This is a genomic window from Malikia granosa, assembly GCF_002980595.1.
GTDB lineage: Bacteria > Pseudomonadota > Gammaproteobacteria > Burkholderiales > Burkholderiaceae_C > Malikia > Malikia granosa.
Genome location: NZ_PVLQ01000024.1, coordinates 21,404 through 36,476 on the forward strand (window position 1 = coordinate 21,404; position 15,073 = coordinate 36,476).

The following is a 15,073-nucleotide window of genomic DNA, read 5'->3' on the forward strand; positions in this document are numbered from 1 at the left end:
ATATATCAAACAATCAGTTCAGCCAGCTTGGCTAGGCAGCACGGCGGGGGCTTCCTACACTGGACCCACCCAACACAGGAGACCCCCCATGACCCCCTATAACGACAGCAGCGAAGTCGCCCAGTTCATCGCCGGCCAGCGTACCTCCGGCAGCGGCAACCGCACCCAGCCGGTCTACAACCCCGCCAGCGGCGCCGTGGCGCGCCAGGTGCGCCTGGGCAACGGGCAGGATGTCGACGCCGCAGTTGCCGCAGCAACAGCCGCCTTCCCGGCCTGGTCCGAGACGCCGCCGATCCGCCGCGCCCGCGTGATGTTCAAGTTCCTCGAGCTGCTCAACCGCCACAAGGACGAGCTCGCCGCCATGATCACTTCCGAGCATGGCAAGGTCTTCACCGACGCCCAGGGCGAGGTCGCGCGCGGCATCGACATCGTCGAGTTCGCCTGCGGCATCCCGCAGCTGCTCAAGGGCGACTACACCGAGCAGGTCTCGACCGGCATCGACAACTGGACCGTGCGCCAGGCGCTCGGCGTCGTCGCCGGCATCACCCCGTTCAACTTCCCGGTCATGGTGCCGATGTGGATGTTCCCGGTCGCGATCGCGGCCGGCAACACCTTCGTGCTCAAGCCCAGCCCGACCGATCCGTCGCCCTCGCTGTTCATCGCCGACCTGCTCCAGCAGGCCGGCCTGCCCGATGGCGTCTTCAACGTGGTGCAGGGCGACAAGGAAGCGGTCGACGCGCTGCTGGTGCACCCGGACGTCAAGGCCATCAGCTTCGTCGGCTCGACCCCGATCGCCAACTACATCTACGAGACCGGCGCCCGTCACGGCAAGCGGGTGCAGGCGCTGGGCGGCGCCAAGAACCACATGGTGGTGATGCCCGACGCCGACATCGACCAGGCGGTCGATGCGCTGGTCGGCGCCGGCTACGGCTCGGCCGGCGAGCGCTGCATGGCGATCAGCGTCGCGGTGCTGGTCGGCGACGTGGCCGACCAGCTGATCCCCAAGCTGGTCGAGCGCACCAAGACCTTGCAGGTGCTCGACGGCATGAACCTGGCGGCCGAGATGGGCCCGATCGTGACCGACGCGGCGCGCCAGCGCATCAGCGGCTACATCGAGGCTGGGGTACAGGAAGGCGCCCAACTGCTGGTCGACGGCCGCGGCTTCGACGGCACCCAGGCGGGCGCTGGTTGCGAGCAGGGCTTCTGGCTCGGCGGCACCCTGTTCGACCATGTCACGCCCGAGATGAAGATCTACCGGGAAGAGATCTTCGGCCCGGTGCTGGCCTGCGTGCGCGTGCCCGACTTCGCGACCGCGGTACAGCTCATCAACGACCACGAGTTCGGCAACGGCACCGCCTGCTTCACCCGCGACGGCAACGTGGCGCGCGAGTTCGCACGCCGGATCCAGGTCGGCATGGTCGGCATCAACGTACCGATCCCGGTGCCGATGGCCTGGCATGGCTTCGGCGGCTGGAAGCGCAGCCTGTTCGGCGACATGCACGCCTATGGCGAGGAGGGCGTGCGCTTCTACACCAAGCAGAAGTCGATCATGCAGCGCTGGCCCGAGAGCATCGGCAAGGGCGCCGAGTTCGTGATGCCGACCGCCAAGTAAGCCGGCAGCGCGCGGGCGCAGCAGGCCGCGCGATCGAGCGCCATCCAGCGCAAAAGGCCAGCGCCGTCACCCGCGCTGGCCTTTTCATGAGCGCCCGCAGGCGCAGGTCTCACTTCTTGCCGCGCAGCTTGGCGAGTTCGGCCTGGGTCTCGTTCCAGAGCTCCATGCCGACGCTGGCGCCGATCCCGGCGTAGACGCGGGTCAGGCTGCTGCGCATGCGGGCGGCCTCGGCCGGCGACAGCTCGTTGACCTGCATGCCCTTCTTCTTGAGTTCGGCGACGGCGCCCGAGGCCTCCTGGCGCGTGTCCTGGCGCTCGAAGTCGCGGCTGGCCTTGGCGGCATCCATCAGCACCTTCTGCTCGGCCGCCGACAGGCCGTCCCACCATTTCTTGCTGACCAGCACGATCCACGGGCTGTAGACATGGTTGGTCACGGTCAGGTACTTCTGCACCTCGTAGAACTTGCTCGACAGGATGGTGTTGAACGGGTTTTCCTGGCCGTCGACGGTACCGGTCTCGAGCGCACCGAACAGCTCCGAGAAGGCCAGCGGCACGGCGTTGGTGCCCAGGGTCTTGAAGCTGTCGAGGAAGACGTTGTTCTGCATCACGCGCAACTTGATGCCGTTGAGGTCCTCCATCTTGTTGATCGGGCGCTTGCTGTTGGTCAGGTTGCGAAAGCCGTTCTCCCAGTAGACCAGGCCGACCAGGCCCTTGTCCTGCAGCTTGGCCCTCACCTTGTCGCCGACCGGGCCGTCGAGCAGGGCATCGGCCTCCTTGGCGTTGTTGAACAGGAAGGGCGTGTCCCACAGCGCCATTTCCTTGCTGATGCCGACCAGGGTGGCGGTCGAGCCGACCATCATCTCCTGCGCGCCGCCGATCAGCGCCTGCTGCATCTGGGTGTCGGGACCGAGCGCGGCGGCGCCGATCGCGCGCACCCGCATCTTGCCGCCCGAGGCCTTCTCGACCTGCTCGGCGAACAGCTTGGCCGCGCGGCCCTGGTTGCTCTGCTCGTTGAGGCCGTAGCCGAAGCGGATCAGGCGCGGCTTGAAGTCCTGCGCCTGGGCCATGAAAGGCGCTGCCAGCGCGAGCGCGGCGGCCGTGGTCACGAGGGTGCGACGGAAGATAGTCATGGGGGTCTCCTGGGGGAAAGCCAATTCTGGCGAGGTTTGAACGGTTAACGCATCCACGCCACGGGCGCGGTCACGATCTGGGGGAACACGACGAAGAGCGCGAGCAGCAGCACATAGGTCAGCAAGAAGGGATTGACGCCCTTGATCACCTGGTGCAGCGACAGCCGCCCGACGCCCGCGACCACGTTGAGCACCGTGCCGACCGGCGGCGTGATCAGGCCGATGGCGCCGTTGAGCACGAACATCAGGCCGAAGTAGACCGGATCGATGCCGGCCTTGACCGCGATCGGCAGCATCACCGGCGCGAAGATCAGGATGGTCGGCGTCAGGTCGAGCGCGGTGCCGATCAGCACCAGCGCGAGCATCATCACCGTCATCAGGAGGCGCGGGCTGTCGACCAGCGGGCCCAGCCAGCCGGTCAGCACGCCGGGCAGGTCGGCCAGCGTGATCATGTAGCTCGCGACCTGGGCGCCGGCGCACAGGAACATCACGATCGCGGTGGTCTTGGCCGCGCGCACCAGCACCGGGCCGAGCTCGGCCAGCTTCATCTCGCGGTGGACGAAGAGCGCGACGAACAGGGCGTAGAAGGCCGCGACCACCGCCGCCTCGGTCGGCGTGAAAATGCCGCTCTTCATGCCGCCGATGATGATCAGCGGCATCAGCAGCGCCCAGAAGGCCTTGGCCGTGATGCGCAGGCGCTCGGACAGGGGCAACGGATCGCCCGCGGGCAGCTGGATGCGGCGCAGCATCAGCTTCCAGGTCAGGATCAGGCCAGCCCCCATCAGGATGCCAGGCACGATGCCGGACAGGAACAGCGCCGAGATCGAGGTATTGGTCGTCACGCCATAGATCACGAACGGCATCGACGGCGGGATGATCGGCGCGATGATGCCGCCCGAGGCGATCAGTCCGGCCGAGGTGTTCATCGGGTAGCCCTGCTGCCGCATCATCGGCAGTAGGATGGTGGCGAGCGCGGCGGTGTCGGCCAGCGCCGAGCCGCTCATGCTGGCCATCAGCACCGCGGCGCCGATCGCGACGAAGCCGAGGCCGCCATGGATATGGCCGACCCAGGCCTGCGCCATCGAGATGATGCGCCGGCTGATGCCGCCCGAGTTCATCAGCTCGCCAGCCAGGATGAAGAAGGGCACCGCCAGCAGCGGAAAGCTGTCGATGCCGGCGACCAGGTTCTGCGCCAGTAGCTGGGTGTCCCAGAAATCCAGCACCCAGGCCATGCCGGCGCCGGTCAGCACCAGCGCGAGCGCCATGTTCATGCCTATGCCCATCAGCAGCAGCATGCCGCCGACGAACACGATAAAGGCCAATCCTTCGGGGCTCATGCTGTTACTCCACATCGACGCCGTGGCCCAGGTCCAGCGGCTTGCACTTGAACAATTCGATCAGTGCCATCACGCCGATCGCGAGGGCGCTCAGGAAGGCCGGCAGCGGCAGCAGCGCGGTCGGGTAGCCCAGCACCACCGAATGGCTGTCGAGGCCGACTGCGACCTGCTGCCAGGCGCCATGGGCCAGCAGGGCCGCTGCGGCCACGACCAGCAGCCGGATCACGGCGGTCGCCAGCCGCAGCGCGGTCCGGCGGCCCTTGAGCAGGCCGATCAGGCTGGTGAACGCCATGTGCTCGCCGACGGGATAGGCGGCGGTCGCGCCGATGAAGACCATCCAGACGAACAGCAGGCGCGACAGTTCCTCGCTGGCGGCCACGCCGCTGCCGAAGCCGTAACGCAGCACGACGTTGACGAACACCGCGACCGCCATCACGCCCAGGCACGCGGCCATGGCGAACTGGGCCAGCTTTTGCAGGCGCGGGGCAGGGGTAGCGGGGCTCATGCCGTCTCTCCTTGCTTGAGCCAGGCATCGACCTCGGCTTGCAGTCGTGCCAATGGGGCGGTGGCGTCGAGGCGCAGCACCCGCTCTTCCCCGAGCGGCGACTCGAGCGTGGCGAACTGGCTGTCGACCAGGCGGGTGGAGAAGAAATGCTGCGGCGCGCGCGCGGTCACGCGCTGCTGTGCCTGCTCGCGGTCGATCTCGAGGAAGACGAAGCGCAGTCCAGGCGCGGCGGCACGCAGCCGCTCGCGGTACTGGCGCTTGAGCGCCGAGCAGCTCAACACGGCGCCGTCCGCGTGCTGACGCAGTTCCTCGCCAAGCCGGCTGAGCCAGCCCTCGCGGTCGGCATCGGTCAGCGCGATGCCCTGGCTCATCTTGGCGCGGCTGTCGGCGCTGTGGAAGTCGTCGCCCTCGATCAGGCTCAGGCCCTGGGTCTGTGCGACGAGCGCGGCCAGGCTGGACTTGCCGCAGCCGGCCACGCCCATGATGACGATCTGGTGGCTCATGTTGGGATAGCGCTATCTCGTTCAGGTTAAAAGAAACGGCAAGCCGGAAAAGATCCATCAGCGATGGTCACAGGCCAGCCGTGAGGGCTGGAGGCGACCGGCGTGAATTTTTTCTGCGGGCTTGCCGTCGGATAGCGCTATCCTATCGACTTTCGAACGACATCCAGCCTGGGGTTTACCCTTATCATGAGCCAGCCTGCTTCCCGTTCCCGCGCCACCGGGCGCATCACCCTGGCCGACGTGGCCCGGCATGCCGGCGTCAGCCTGATGACCGCCTCGCGCGCGCTGCGCGGCGAGCGCGCGGTCGACCCGCAGCTGGTCGAGCGCGTCAAGGCGGCGGTCGAGGCGCTGGGCTATCTGCCCGATCCGGCCGCGCGCGCGCTTGCCTCGCGTCACAGCAGCCATGTCACGGTGCTGATTCCGCTGCTGTCCAACGCCCTGTTCGTCGACCTGCTGGAGGCGGTGCAGCGCACCTTGCGCCCGGCCGGCTACCAGACCCTGATCGGCATCACCCACTACGATCCACTCGAGGAGGAGCAGCTGCTGCGCGAGCAACTGCTGCACCGTCCGGCCGGGCTGCTGGTGACCGGGCTCGAGCGCAGCGAGGCCACGCGCGCGCTGATCGAGCGCAGCGGCGTGCCTTGCGTGCACCTGATGGACGCCTCCGAACAGCCAGGCCTGCATTGCGTGGGCTTCTCGCAGCAGGACGCCGGCGCCGCCATGACCCGCCATCTGCTCGATCGTGGCCGCCGGCGCATTGCCTTTGCCGCGGCCCAGCTCGACCCGCGCACCATGCAGCGGCTGGCCGGCTGGCGGCGCGAGCTCGAGGCGGTCGGCCTGTACCAGCCGACACTCGAATGGCTGGACCCGGCGCCGTCCTCGATCGGCCTGGGCGGTGCGATGTTCGAGCGCCTGCTGGCGCAGGACCCTGACATCGACGCCGTCTTCTTCAACAACGACGACCTGGCCCAGGGCGCGCTGCTGGCGGCCTTGCGCCTGGGGCTGGCCGTGCCGGGCCGGGTCGCGGTCGCGGGCTTCAACGACCTGACCGGCAGCGACCAGATGCTGCCGCCCCTGACCACGGTACGCACGCCACGCGCCGAAATCGGCAGCGCGGCCGCGCGCATGCTGCTGGCCTTGATGGCAGGCCAGCCGGTGGCCAGGCCCTGCGAGGACCTGGGCTACGAGCTGATCGTGCGCGGCAGCAGCTGAATGGCTGGCCGTGCGCGGGCAGGCCTCAGGGCCGCAGGTCGGTCGAGGGCCGCTGCCAGAGGTTGATGCCGCCGTCGACCGCATGCTGGTCGATCGCCGCCAGCTCCTCGGCGCTGAAGGCCAGGTTCTGCAGCGCGCCGACCAGCTCGGTGATCTGCTCCGGGCGGCTGGCCCCGATCAGGGCCGAGCTCATCTCGGGGTGGCGCAGCACCCAGGCCACCGCCATCTGCGCCAGGCTCTGGCCACGCGCCTGTGCGATCCCGTTCAGGGCGCGCACATGGGCCAGGTTCTGCTCGCTCAGGTGCTCGGCCGTGAACGAGCCGCCGCCGGGACGGTTGATGCGCGCGTCCTGCGGCACGCCAGCCAGGTACTTGCCGGTCAGCAGGCCCTGGGCCAGCGGGCTGAACGCGATGCAGCCCAGGCCTTGCTGCTCGAGCATGTCGAGCAGATCCTCCTCTATCCAGCGGTTGAGCAGGCTGTAGGAGGGCTGGTGGATCAACAGCGGCACGCCCATGGCACGCAGCAACGCGGCGGCCTCGCGCGTCTTGCCGGCCGAGTAGCTGGAGATGCCGACGTAGAGCGCCTTGCCCTGCTGCACCGCGCTGGCCAGCGCGCCGCAGGTCTCCTCCAGCGGGGTGTCGGGGTCGAAGCGGTGCGAGTAGAAGATGTCGACATAGTCCAGCCCCATCCGCTTGAGGCTCTGGTCCAGGCTGGCGAGCAGATACTTGCGCGAGCCGCCGCCTTGGCCGTAGGGCCCGGGCCACATGTCCCAGCCGGCCTTGGTCGAGATGATGAGCTCGTCGCGGTAGGGCTTGAAGTCGCGCCGCAGGTGCTCGCCGAAGTTCGTCTCGGCGCTGCCGTAGGGCGGGCCATAGTTGTTGGCCAGGTCGAAATGGGTGATGCCGAGGTCGAAGGCCGTGCGCAGCATCGCGCGCTGGGTCTCGAACGGCGTGCTGTCGCCGAAGTTGTGCCACAGGCCGAGCGTGATCGCCGGCAGCTGCAGGCCGCTGCGGCCGCAGCGGCGGTAGCTCATGTGGTCGTAGCGCGAGGACGAGGCTGAATACATCGAGCGTTCTTTCACAAGGATGAGGAGGGCTACAGTGTCGCCTCGGCCGGTGCCGAGCTTGCAGCCCTCCGTTTCGTCATCGGTTCGATCGTGGCAGTTGCCGCTTGTCAGCTGCCGGCCACGCGGTCGCCGCTGGCGCGGTCGAACAGGTGGGCATCCTCGGCCGACCATTGCAGCTGGACGCGGTCGCCGACCTGCGCTGCCAGCAGGCCCGGGATGCGCGCGGTCAGCGAACCGACCGCCGTGTCGACCGTGGCATAGGTCTCGGGGCCGGTCGGCTCGATCATGGTCAGTTCGCCCGGCAGGCCGGCGTCGGCCAGCTTGATGTCCTCGGGGCGCAGGCCGTAGACCAGGTCGCCGTCGCCGCGCACCGAGAGCGCGGCGCGCTGGCGCGCGGTCAGCTCGAGCTCGACCCCGTGCGCCGCCACCACGCCGCCGTGGCAGCTGGCATCGACCATGTTCATCGCCGGCGAGCCGATGAACTCGGCCACGAAGCGGTTGGCCGGGCGGCGGTAGATGTCGGCCGGGCTGCCGAACTGCTGCACCAGGCCGTCCTTCATGACCGCGATGCGGTCGCCCAGCGTCATCGCCTCGACCTGGTCGTGGGTGACGTAGACGGTGGTGGTGCGGGTACGCTGGTGCAGCTGCTTGATCTCGGCGCGCATCTCGACGCGCAGCTTGGCGTCGAGGTTGGACAGCGGCTCGTCGAACAGGAACAGCTTGGGATCGCGCGCCAGGGCGCGGCCCATCGCGACGCGCTGGCGCTGGCCGCCCGAGAGCTGGCCCGGCTTGCGGTCGAGCAGGTGGCCGATCTGCAGCATCTGCGCGACGCGCTGCACCGCGGCCTCGCGCTCGGGCTTGGGCACCTTGCGGATCTCCAGGCCGAAGGCGATGTTCTGCGCCACGCTCATGTTCGGGTACAGCGCGTAGCTCTGGAACACCATCGCGATGTCGCGGTCCTTGCTCGGCAGGTTCGTGACGTCGCGCTCGCCGATGTGGATCGAGCCCGAACTCGGGCTGTCCAGGCCGGCGATCATGCCCAGCAGGGTGGACTTGCCGCAGCCCGAGGGCCCGACCAGGATCAGGAATTCGCCGGCCTCGATCTCGAGGTCGATGCCCTTGAGGATATGGGTGGTGTCGTTGTAGGACTTGTGAACGTTGCGGATGGCGAGTGCGCCCATGATGTCTCCTTTATCCCTTGACGGCGCCGGCGGTCAGGCCACGCACGAAAAACTTGCCTGCGACGATGTAGACGAACAGCGTGGGCGCGGCGGCGATCAGCGCGGCGGCCATGTCGACGTGGTATTCCTTGACGCTGCTGCTGGTGTTGGCCAGGTTGTTCAGGCCGACCGTGATCGGCTTGCTGTCGGCGCCCGAGAACACCACGCCGTAGAGGAAGTCGTTCCAGATGTTGGTGAACTGCCAGATCAGGGTCACGACCAGGATCGGGGTCGACAGCGGCAGCACGATGCGGCAGAAGATCTGCCAGAAGCTGGCGCCGTCGAGCATCGCGGCCTTGATCAGCTCGTCGGGCAGGCCGACGTAGTAGTTGCGGAAGAACAGCGTGGTCGACGGGATGCCGGCCAGCACATGGACCAGGATCAGGCCCCAGACCGAGCTGGCGATGCCGAGCCAGCCCAGCACCTGGCTCATCGGCAGCAGCACCACCTGCATCGGCATGAAGACACCGAACAGCATGAAGGCGAACAGGGTCTCGCTGCCGCGGAACTTCCACTTCGACAGCACATAGCCGTTGAGCGCGCCGAGCAGGGTCGAGACCAGCACCGCCGGCACCACCGTGACGACCGAGTTCCAGAAGAAGGGCCGCAGGCCCTCGCACTGCACGCCGGTGCAGGCGCTGCTCCAGGCCTTGCTCCAGGCGTCCAGCGTCGGCGCGCTCGGCAGGCTCAGCAGGTGGCCGACGCGCAGCTGCTCGGCATCCTTGAGCGAGGTCACGACCATCACGTAGAGCGGGGTCAGGAACCAGGCCGCGAAGACCAGCAGGACGGCCCACAGCAGCAGGCGGTGAAAGGTGAGTCGGTTCATCGCTTGGCTCGCAGTTCCGAATAGAGGTAGGGCACGACGATGGCCGCGACGGTGGCCAGCATCACGGTCGCGCTGGCGGCACCGAGGCCGATCTGGCCGCGCGTGAAGGCATGGGCATACATGAAGGTGGCCGGCAGGTCGGTCGCGAAGCCCGGGCCGCCCGCGGTCAGCGCCATCACCAGGTCGAAGCTCTTGATCGCCAGGTGGCTGACCACCAGCAGGGTGCTGAAGAACACCGGGCGCAGGCTGGGCAGGATGATGCTCCAGTAGATGCGCGGCAGGCTGGCACCATCGACCTGGGCCGCCTTGATGATGGAGTCGTCGATGCCACGCAGCGCCGCCAGGAACAGCGCCATCACGAAGCCCGCGCTCTGCCAGACGCCGGCGATCACGACGCAGTAGATCGCCATGTCCGGGTTGATCAGCCAGTCGAAGCTGAAGTTCTCGAAGCCCCACTGGTGCATCAGGTGCTCCAGGCCCAGGCCCGGGTTGAGCATCCATTTCCAGGCGGTGCCGGTGACGATGAAGGAGATCGCCATCGGGTAGAGGTAGATGGTGCGCAGCAGGCCTTCGCCGCGCACCTTCTGGTCGAGCAGGACCGCCAGCACCACGCCCACCCCCATCGCGCCGCCGATGAACAGCAGGCCGAATATCGCCAGGTTGACCATGGCGACCCGGAAGCGTTCATTGTCGAACAAGGCCTGGTACTGGGCCAGCCCGACGAAGTCGTAGTTGGGCAGGATGCGCGAGGCCGACATCGACAGGTAGCCGTTCCAGGCCATCAGGCCGTAGATGAACAGCAGCGACAGCAGGAAGCTGGGCGCAACGACCAGCCTGGGCAACCAGGGGCCGGAGGAGCGGGTGGTGGCGGTCATGGCTTACTTGGTCTTGGCGGCGGCGGCGATCTTGGCCTGGGCGGCCGCGACGCTCATCTTGTCGTCGTTCCAGAACTGGCTGACGGCGTCCTGGATCGCGCCAGCCGCGGCGGCCGGGACTGCCATGCCGTGCGCGACCGAGGGCACCAGAGCGCCGGACTTGGCCGACTCGACGAAGGTGGCGGCGCTGGACTTGGCGCAGTCATCGAACTTGGCCAGGTCCATGTTCAGCCGCACCGGGATCGAGCCCTTGTTCAGGTTGAACACTTCCTGGAACTGCGGCGACATGATGGCGGCGGCCAGGTCCTTTTGCGCCTTGACGTTGGCTTCGTTCTTGAGCTTGAACAGCGCGAACGAGTCGACGTTGAAGGTGAAGGCCTTGGCGCTGCCCGGAGCGGCGACGCAGGCGAAGTCCTTGCCCGGCTTCTTGCCAGCGGCGATGAACTCGCCCTTGGCCCAGTCGCCCATCAGCTGCATGCCGGCCTCGCCCTTGATCACCATCGCGGTGGCCAGGTTCCAGTCGCGGCCCGGCGCGTTGCGGTCGGTGTAGCTCTTGACCTTCTTGAAGGTCTCGAGCACCTTGGTCATGGTCGGGCCGTTGAGCGCGGCCGGGTCCAGCTTGACCAGGGCCTTCTGGTAGAACTCCGCGCCACCCAGGCCGAGTGCGACGCTCTCGAAGGTGGTGAAGTCCTGCCAGTTCTGGCCGCCATGCGCGACCGGGATCACGCCGGCCTTCTTGAGCGCCTCGGCCGCGACGAAGAACTCGTCCCAGTTGCTCGGCAGCTTGGCGCCGGCCTTCTTGAAGGCCTCGGGATTGGCCCACAGCCAGTTGACGCGGTGCACGTTGACCGGCACCGCGATGTAGTTGCCCTTGTACTTCATCGCGTCGCTGACCACCTTGGGCAGCAGCTTGTCCCATTGCTCGGCCTTGGCGACATCGTCGATGTTGGCCAGCACGCCTTCGGCCGCCCATTCCTGCAGCGAGGGGCCCTTGATCTGGGCCGCGGCCGGTGCGTTGCCCGAGACGACGCGCGACTTCAGCACGGTCATGGCGTTGTCGCCACCACCACCGGCGACCGCGAAGTCCTTCCAGCTGTGGCCCTGGGCCTGCAGCTGCTCCTTGAGCGCGGCGGCCGCCTTGGCCTCGCCGCCGGCGGTCCACCAGTGCAGGACCTCGACCTCGCCGGCCATGGCCGATGCGGCGGCGCAGACGGCCAGGGCGGCAACGACGGTGCGCTTGAGGGATGTGACGGTATGGGGATTCATCTCTTGTCTCCTAGGAAATCGCGCCAGGCTTCCAGGCTGGATGCGGCCGACGCTCGTTAATGTTTCTGAACGAAACGCCGCAATATTAATTAACCCTGACTGATTTAATATTCGGTGTAACCCTATGTGCCCTGGCCTGTCCTGCAGTTACCAGGCCATCCGTTAAGCTCGCCGCATGAAGTTGCTGCTCGCCGAAGACGACCCCATCCTGTCCGATGCCCTGATCGCCCAGCTGCAGAGTGCGGGCTACGAGGTCGAGCACGCACCCAACGGGGCGGTGGCGCAATACCTGCTCGACAAGCAGGCCTTCGACATCGCGGTGCTCGACATCGGCATGCCCATGCTCGACGGGCTGAGCGTGCTGCGGCAGCTGCGCCAGAGCGCGCGGCAACTGCCGGTGCTGCTGCTGACGGCGCGCGACGCGCTCGAGCAGCGGGTCGAGGGGCTGCAGGCAGGCGCCGACGACTATGTGACCAAGCCCTTCGACCTGCCCGAGCTGCTGGCCCGCCTGCAGGCCATCCTGCGTCGGGTGCGGCCCCAGCCGGTGCCGGCGGCGATCGAATGCCGCCAGCTCCTCCTCGATCCCGAGCGCCGCCGCGCCACGCTGGCGGGAGAGACGCTGGAACTCAGCGGACGCGAGTTCGACCTGCTGCAACTGCTGCTGCGCCAGAGCGGCAAGGTCGTGACCAAGGAGGAGATTGCCAAGGCCTGGGGCGCCGAGGGCGGCGAGCCGGGCGGCGGCAACACGATCGAGGTCTACATCCACCGCCTGCGGCGCAAGCTCGAGGGCAGCGCGCTGGCCATCCTGACGGTGCGCGGCCTGGGCTATCTGCTCGAGCAGGAAGGCAACGCCTGATGGCGGGGCCGGGGCCCGGGCGCGGGCCCAGCCTGTCGCGTACCCTGCTGCTGTGGGTGCTGCTGCCCCAGCTGGTGCTCTGGATGGCCGGTGGGGTGGCGGCCTACCGCTTCGCCGCCGGCTACGCCAACGAGGCGATCGATTCCAGCCTGCTGCAGGCCAGCCGTTCGCTGGCGCGCCAGCTCAAGCCGATCGGGACCGGGCTGCTGATCGACTTTCCCAAGGCGGCACAGGACATCCTCGAGGCCGATCCGGCCGACCCCTTGCTCTACCGGGTCAGCCAGCCGCCGGGCTTGTTCATACTGGGAAATCCCGGCTTGCCACCGCCGCCGCTGCTCCCGGGCCAGGCCTTGCCGCTGGGCCAGCCCTATTTCTACGATGCCCAGCTGCCGCTGGCGGGGCGCGAGGAGCAGCGGGTGCGGGTGGTCGCGCTGCACCTGAGCCTGGGCGAAGCGGTCGATGGCCGGCCCCAGACCCTGCTGGTCCAGGTCGCGCGCAGCCATGCCAACCGCGAGCAGCTGGCGCAGCGCATCCTGGTCGACATGCTGCTGCCGCTCTCGAGCCTGATTTTGCTGATGACGCTGATCGTCTGGCTCGGCATCCGGGCTGGACTGGCGCCGCTGACGCGCTTGCGCCAGCAAGTCGAGGGCAGGGCGCCGGCCGACCTGGCACCGCTGCAGCTGGATTCGGCGCCGCGCGAGCTATGGTCGCTGGCCGGCGCGATCAACACCCTGCTGGCCGAGGTGCAGCGCAGCGTGGAGGCACAGAAGCGCTTCATCGGCGACGCCGCGCACCAGCTGCGTACCCCGCTGGCCGGACTCAAGAGCCAGACCGAGCTGGCGCTGCAGTCGGCCAGCGATCCCGACTTGCGCGCCCGCCTGCAGCGGGTGCATGAAGGGGCCACGCGCAGCGCCCACCTGGTGTCGCAACTGCTGACCCTGGCGCGCGCCGAGCCCGGGGGCGCCAGCCTGCCGCAGCGGCGCCCGGTTGAGCTGCTGGCCATGGCCAGGCAGCTCACCGCCGAGCTGGTGCCGCGCGCCCTGCGCGCCGGCATCGACCTGGGGCTCGACGAGACCGCCCTGGCCCCGGTCCGGGTGCAGGGCGAGGAGCTGCTGCTGCGCGAGGCGCTCTCGAACCTGATCGACAACGCGCTGCGCTATGCCGGCCCGGGAGCCGCCGTCACGGTCGGCGTCCAGGTCGCCGACGGCTGGGCCTGCCTGAGCGTGGAGGACAACGGTCCTGGCCTGGCCGAGGCGGACCGCGAGCGCGTCTTTGGCCGCTTCGTGCGCGCGACCGAGGCGGGCAATGGCTGCGGCCTGGGGCTGGCGATCGTCAAGGAGATCGTCGAGCGCCACGACGGCCAGGTCAGCCTGGAGCCGGTCGAGCCGCAAGGCCTGCGCGTGCGCATCCGCCTGCCGCTGGCGCACGAGCACTGAGCGGGACAACGGCCACCGGCCGCGCCGGCCCGACCATGGCGGGGCCGGCTCGCATGCAGGAGAGCAAACGTTTGCACTGAATTTCAATAATCTGTTGTTTTTTCGTTGAAAAACACGGTTACAAAATGGTAACAACCTGTTTTTTAGGGTTTTCCCCTCCATGCAAGCGATTGCATGAATGTTGAAATTCAATCGCTGCCGGTTCCTGGGAGCCCTGTAATGCAGGGACTAGCCTACTCCTGGGAGGCCAGCTGGCGATTGCCACATCAACAACATTCACTGGAGACCCTAATGTCCAAGACCTTCAAGCTGGCCGCTGCGGCTGCCCTCTGTGCCGCTGCCGCTGTTGCCCATGCCGAAGTCAAGTTCGATGCCAACTTCGAAGGCGACACCACCAGCATCAATGCGGCCAGCGACAGCTTCAACTCCGGCGGCCGCATCGAGGTGAACGCGAATGCCGAACTGCTCAAGCAGGGCGAGAACTTCGTCAACGCCCGCGCCAGCCTGCTGCTGGGTCTGAATGCTGACTCCACCGTCGACGACGCCTGGATCCAGTTCGGCAACGCCTCGGCCGACTTCAAGTTCGGCCGCTTCGAAGCCGTCGACCTGTTCCCGGTCGCCAAGGACACCGTGCTGGAACTGGCCGCCCCCGTCGGCTATCGGGCCAACATCGGCCGTGGCCGCTTCAAGGACGGCCAGTTCCACGGCGCACTGGGCCTGAATGCGGCACCGGGCCTGCGCTTCGAGCTGGGCCTGATCAACTACAAGGGCGACAAGGTCGGTGTCGTCGAGCAGGTCGTGCGCCCGGTGGTGGTCTACAACACCGGCGACCTGACCCTGCGCGCCGGCTTCGAATCGTTCGACAAGGGTGCTGGCAACCAGACCGGCTACGGCCTGTCGGCAGGCTATGCACTGGCCAAGGACGCTGCCGTCAACGTCAACTACGGCAAGAGCAGCGACCTGGATGCCTCCTCGGTCGGTGCCAACCTGGTCTACGGCCCTGCCGGCATCGGCTACATCCAGGACAAGACCGGTGCGACCAAGATCGATACCGTCTATGCCGCCTACAGCTTCCCGCTGCTCGGCGTCAAGGGCGCCTTCATCACGCCGGCCATCAGCGTCTCTTCGGGCGACAAGGTGGCCGACAAGACCGCCCTGCGCGTGCGCCTGAACTACGCCTTCTGATCGGCATCGGCCTGGGTCCGCCGTTCACCACGGCGGATCCTGATC

At 67.8% G+C, this 15,073-nt stretch carries 14 protein-coding genes; 5 read left to right on the top strand and 9 right to left on the bottom strand.

The annotated features are described in order from the left end of the window. Positions 1-88: 88 nt before the first annotated feature. Positions 89-1,612 (top strand): CoA-acylating methylmalonate-semialdehyde dehydrogenase, encoded by a 1,524-nt coding sequence (locus C6P64_RS07560; protein ID WP_105747949.1) that lies wholly within the window; start codon positions 89-91, stop codon positions 1,610-1,612. A gap of 109 nt (positions 1,613-1,721) precedes the next feature. Here C6P64_RS07560 and C6P64_RS07565 read toward each other — a convergent pair whose 3' ends face one another. Genes C6P64_RS07565 through C6P64_RS07580 form a run of 4 tightly spaced genes read right to left on the bottom strand, consistent with a single transcriptional unit; the run spans position 1,722 to position 5,086 of the window. Further along, complete coding sequence (locus tag C6P64_RS07565) at positions 1,722-2,741, bottom strand: TRAP transporter substrate-binding protein (RefSeq protein WP_105747950.1); 1,020 nt, start codon at positions 2,739-2,741, stop codon at positions 1,722-1,724. A 44-nt stretch (positions 2,742-2,785) separates the two neighbouring features. Continuing rightward, positions 2,786-4,078, bottom strand: coding sequence for a TRAP transporter large permease (locus C6P64_RS07570; protein ID WP_105747951.1), 1,293 nt, complete (start codon positions 4,076-4,078; stop codon positions 2,786-2,788). Positions 4,079-4,082: 4 nt separating this feature from the next. Next, entirely contained in the window at positions 4,083-4,583 is a 501-nt protein-coding gene (locus C6P64_RS07575; RefSeq protein WP_105747952.1) for a TRAP transporter small permease, read from the bottom strand. Further along, positions 4,580-5,086 carry a gluconokinase gene (locus C6P64_RS07580; RefSeq protein WP_245911666.1) on the bottom strand — a complete coding sequence of 169 codons (507 nt, stop codon included), beginning with the start codon at positions 5,084-5,086 and terminating at the stop codon, positions 4,580-4,582. Before C6P64_RS07580 ends, C6P64_RS07575 begins: the two co-directional genes overlap by 4 nt. Before the next feature lie 186 nt (positions 5,087-5,272). Between C6P64_RS07580 and gntR the strand changes: the two genes are divergently transcribed. Continuing rightward, positions 5,273-6,298 (top strand): HTH-type transcriptional regulator GntR, encoded by a 1,026-nt coding sequence (gntR, locus tag C6P64_RS07585; RefSeq protein ID WP_105747953.1) that lies wholly within the window; start codon positions 5,273-5,275, stop codon positions 6,296-6,298. Between the two features lie 25 nt (positions 6,299-6,323). Here the strand turns inward: gntR and mgrA are convergent, their stop codons facing one another. The 5 genes from mgrA to C6P64_RS07610 form a co-directional block, all read right to left on the bottom strand. Further along, a complete protein-coding gene (mgrA, locus tag C6P64_RS07590; protein ID WP_105747954.1) occupies positions 6,324-7,364 on the bottom strand; it encodes an L-glyceraldehyde 3-phosphate reductase in 1,041 nt (346 codons plus the stop codon). 107 nt (positions 7,365-7,471) lie between these two features. Continuing rightward, a complete protein-coding gene (locus tag C6P64_RS07595) occupies positions 7,472-8,545 on the bottom strand; it encodes an ABC transporter ATP-binding protein (RefSeq protein ID WP_105747955.1) in 1,074 nt (357 codons plus the stop codon). Between the two features lie 10 nt (positions 8,546-8,555). Beyond that, positions 8,556-9,410 carry a carbohydrate ABC transporter permease gene (locus C6P64_RS07600; protein WP_105747956.1) on the bottom strand — a complete coding sequence of 285 codons (855 nt, stop codon included), beginning with the start codon at positions 9,408-9,410 and terminating at the stop codon, positions 8,556-8,558. Continuing rightward, entirely contained in the window at positions 9,407-10,285 is an 879-nt protein-coding gene (locus tag C6P64_RS07605; protein WP_105747957.1) for a carbohydrate ABC transporter permease, read from the bottom strand. Before C6P64_RS07605 ends, C6P64_RS07600 begins: the two co-directional genes overlap by 4 nt. A 3-nt stretch (positions 10,286-10,288) precedes the next feature. Then, a complete protein-coding gene (locus C6P64_RS07610) occupies positions 10,289-11,551 on the bottom strand; it encodes an ABC transporter substrate-binding protein (protein ID WP_105747958.1) in 1,263 nt (420 codons plus the stop codon). 175 nt (positions 11,552-11,726) lie between these two features. Between C6P64_RS07610 and C6P64_RS07615 the strand changes: the two genes are divergently transcribed. From C6P64_RS07615 to C6P64_RS07625, 3 genes are all read left to right on the top strand, one after another. Then, positions 11,727-12,407, top strand: coding sequence for a response regulator transcription factor (locus C6P64_RS07615; RefSeq protein WP_105747959.1), 681 nt, complete (start codon positions 11,727-11,729; stop codon positions 12,405-12,407). Continuing rightward, positions 12,407-13,843, top strand: coding sequence for a sensor histidine kinase (locus C6P64_RS07620; RefSeq protein WP_105747960.1), 1,437 nt, complete (start codon positions 12,407-12,409; stop codon positions 13,841-13,843). The genes C6P64_RS07615 and C6P64_RS07620 overlap by 1 nt, the downstream gene beginning before the upstream one ends. A gap of 291 nt (positions 13,844-14,134) precedes the next feature. Further along, complete coding sequence (locus C6P64_RS07625; RefSeq protein ID WP_170073062.1) at positions 14,135-15,028, top strand: carbohydrate porin; 894 nt, start codon at positions 14,135-14,137, stop codon at positions 15,026-15,028. Positions 15,029-15,073 lie beyond the last annotated feature (45 nt).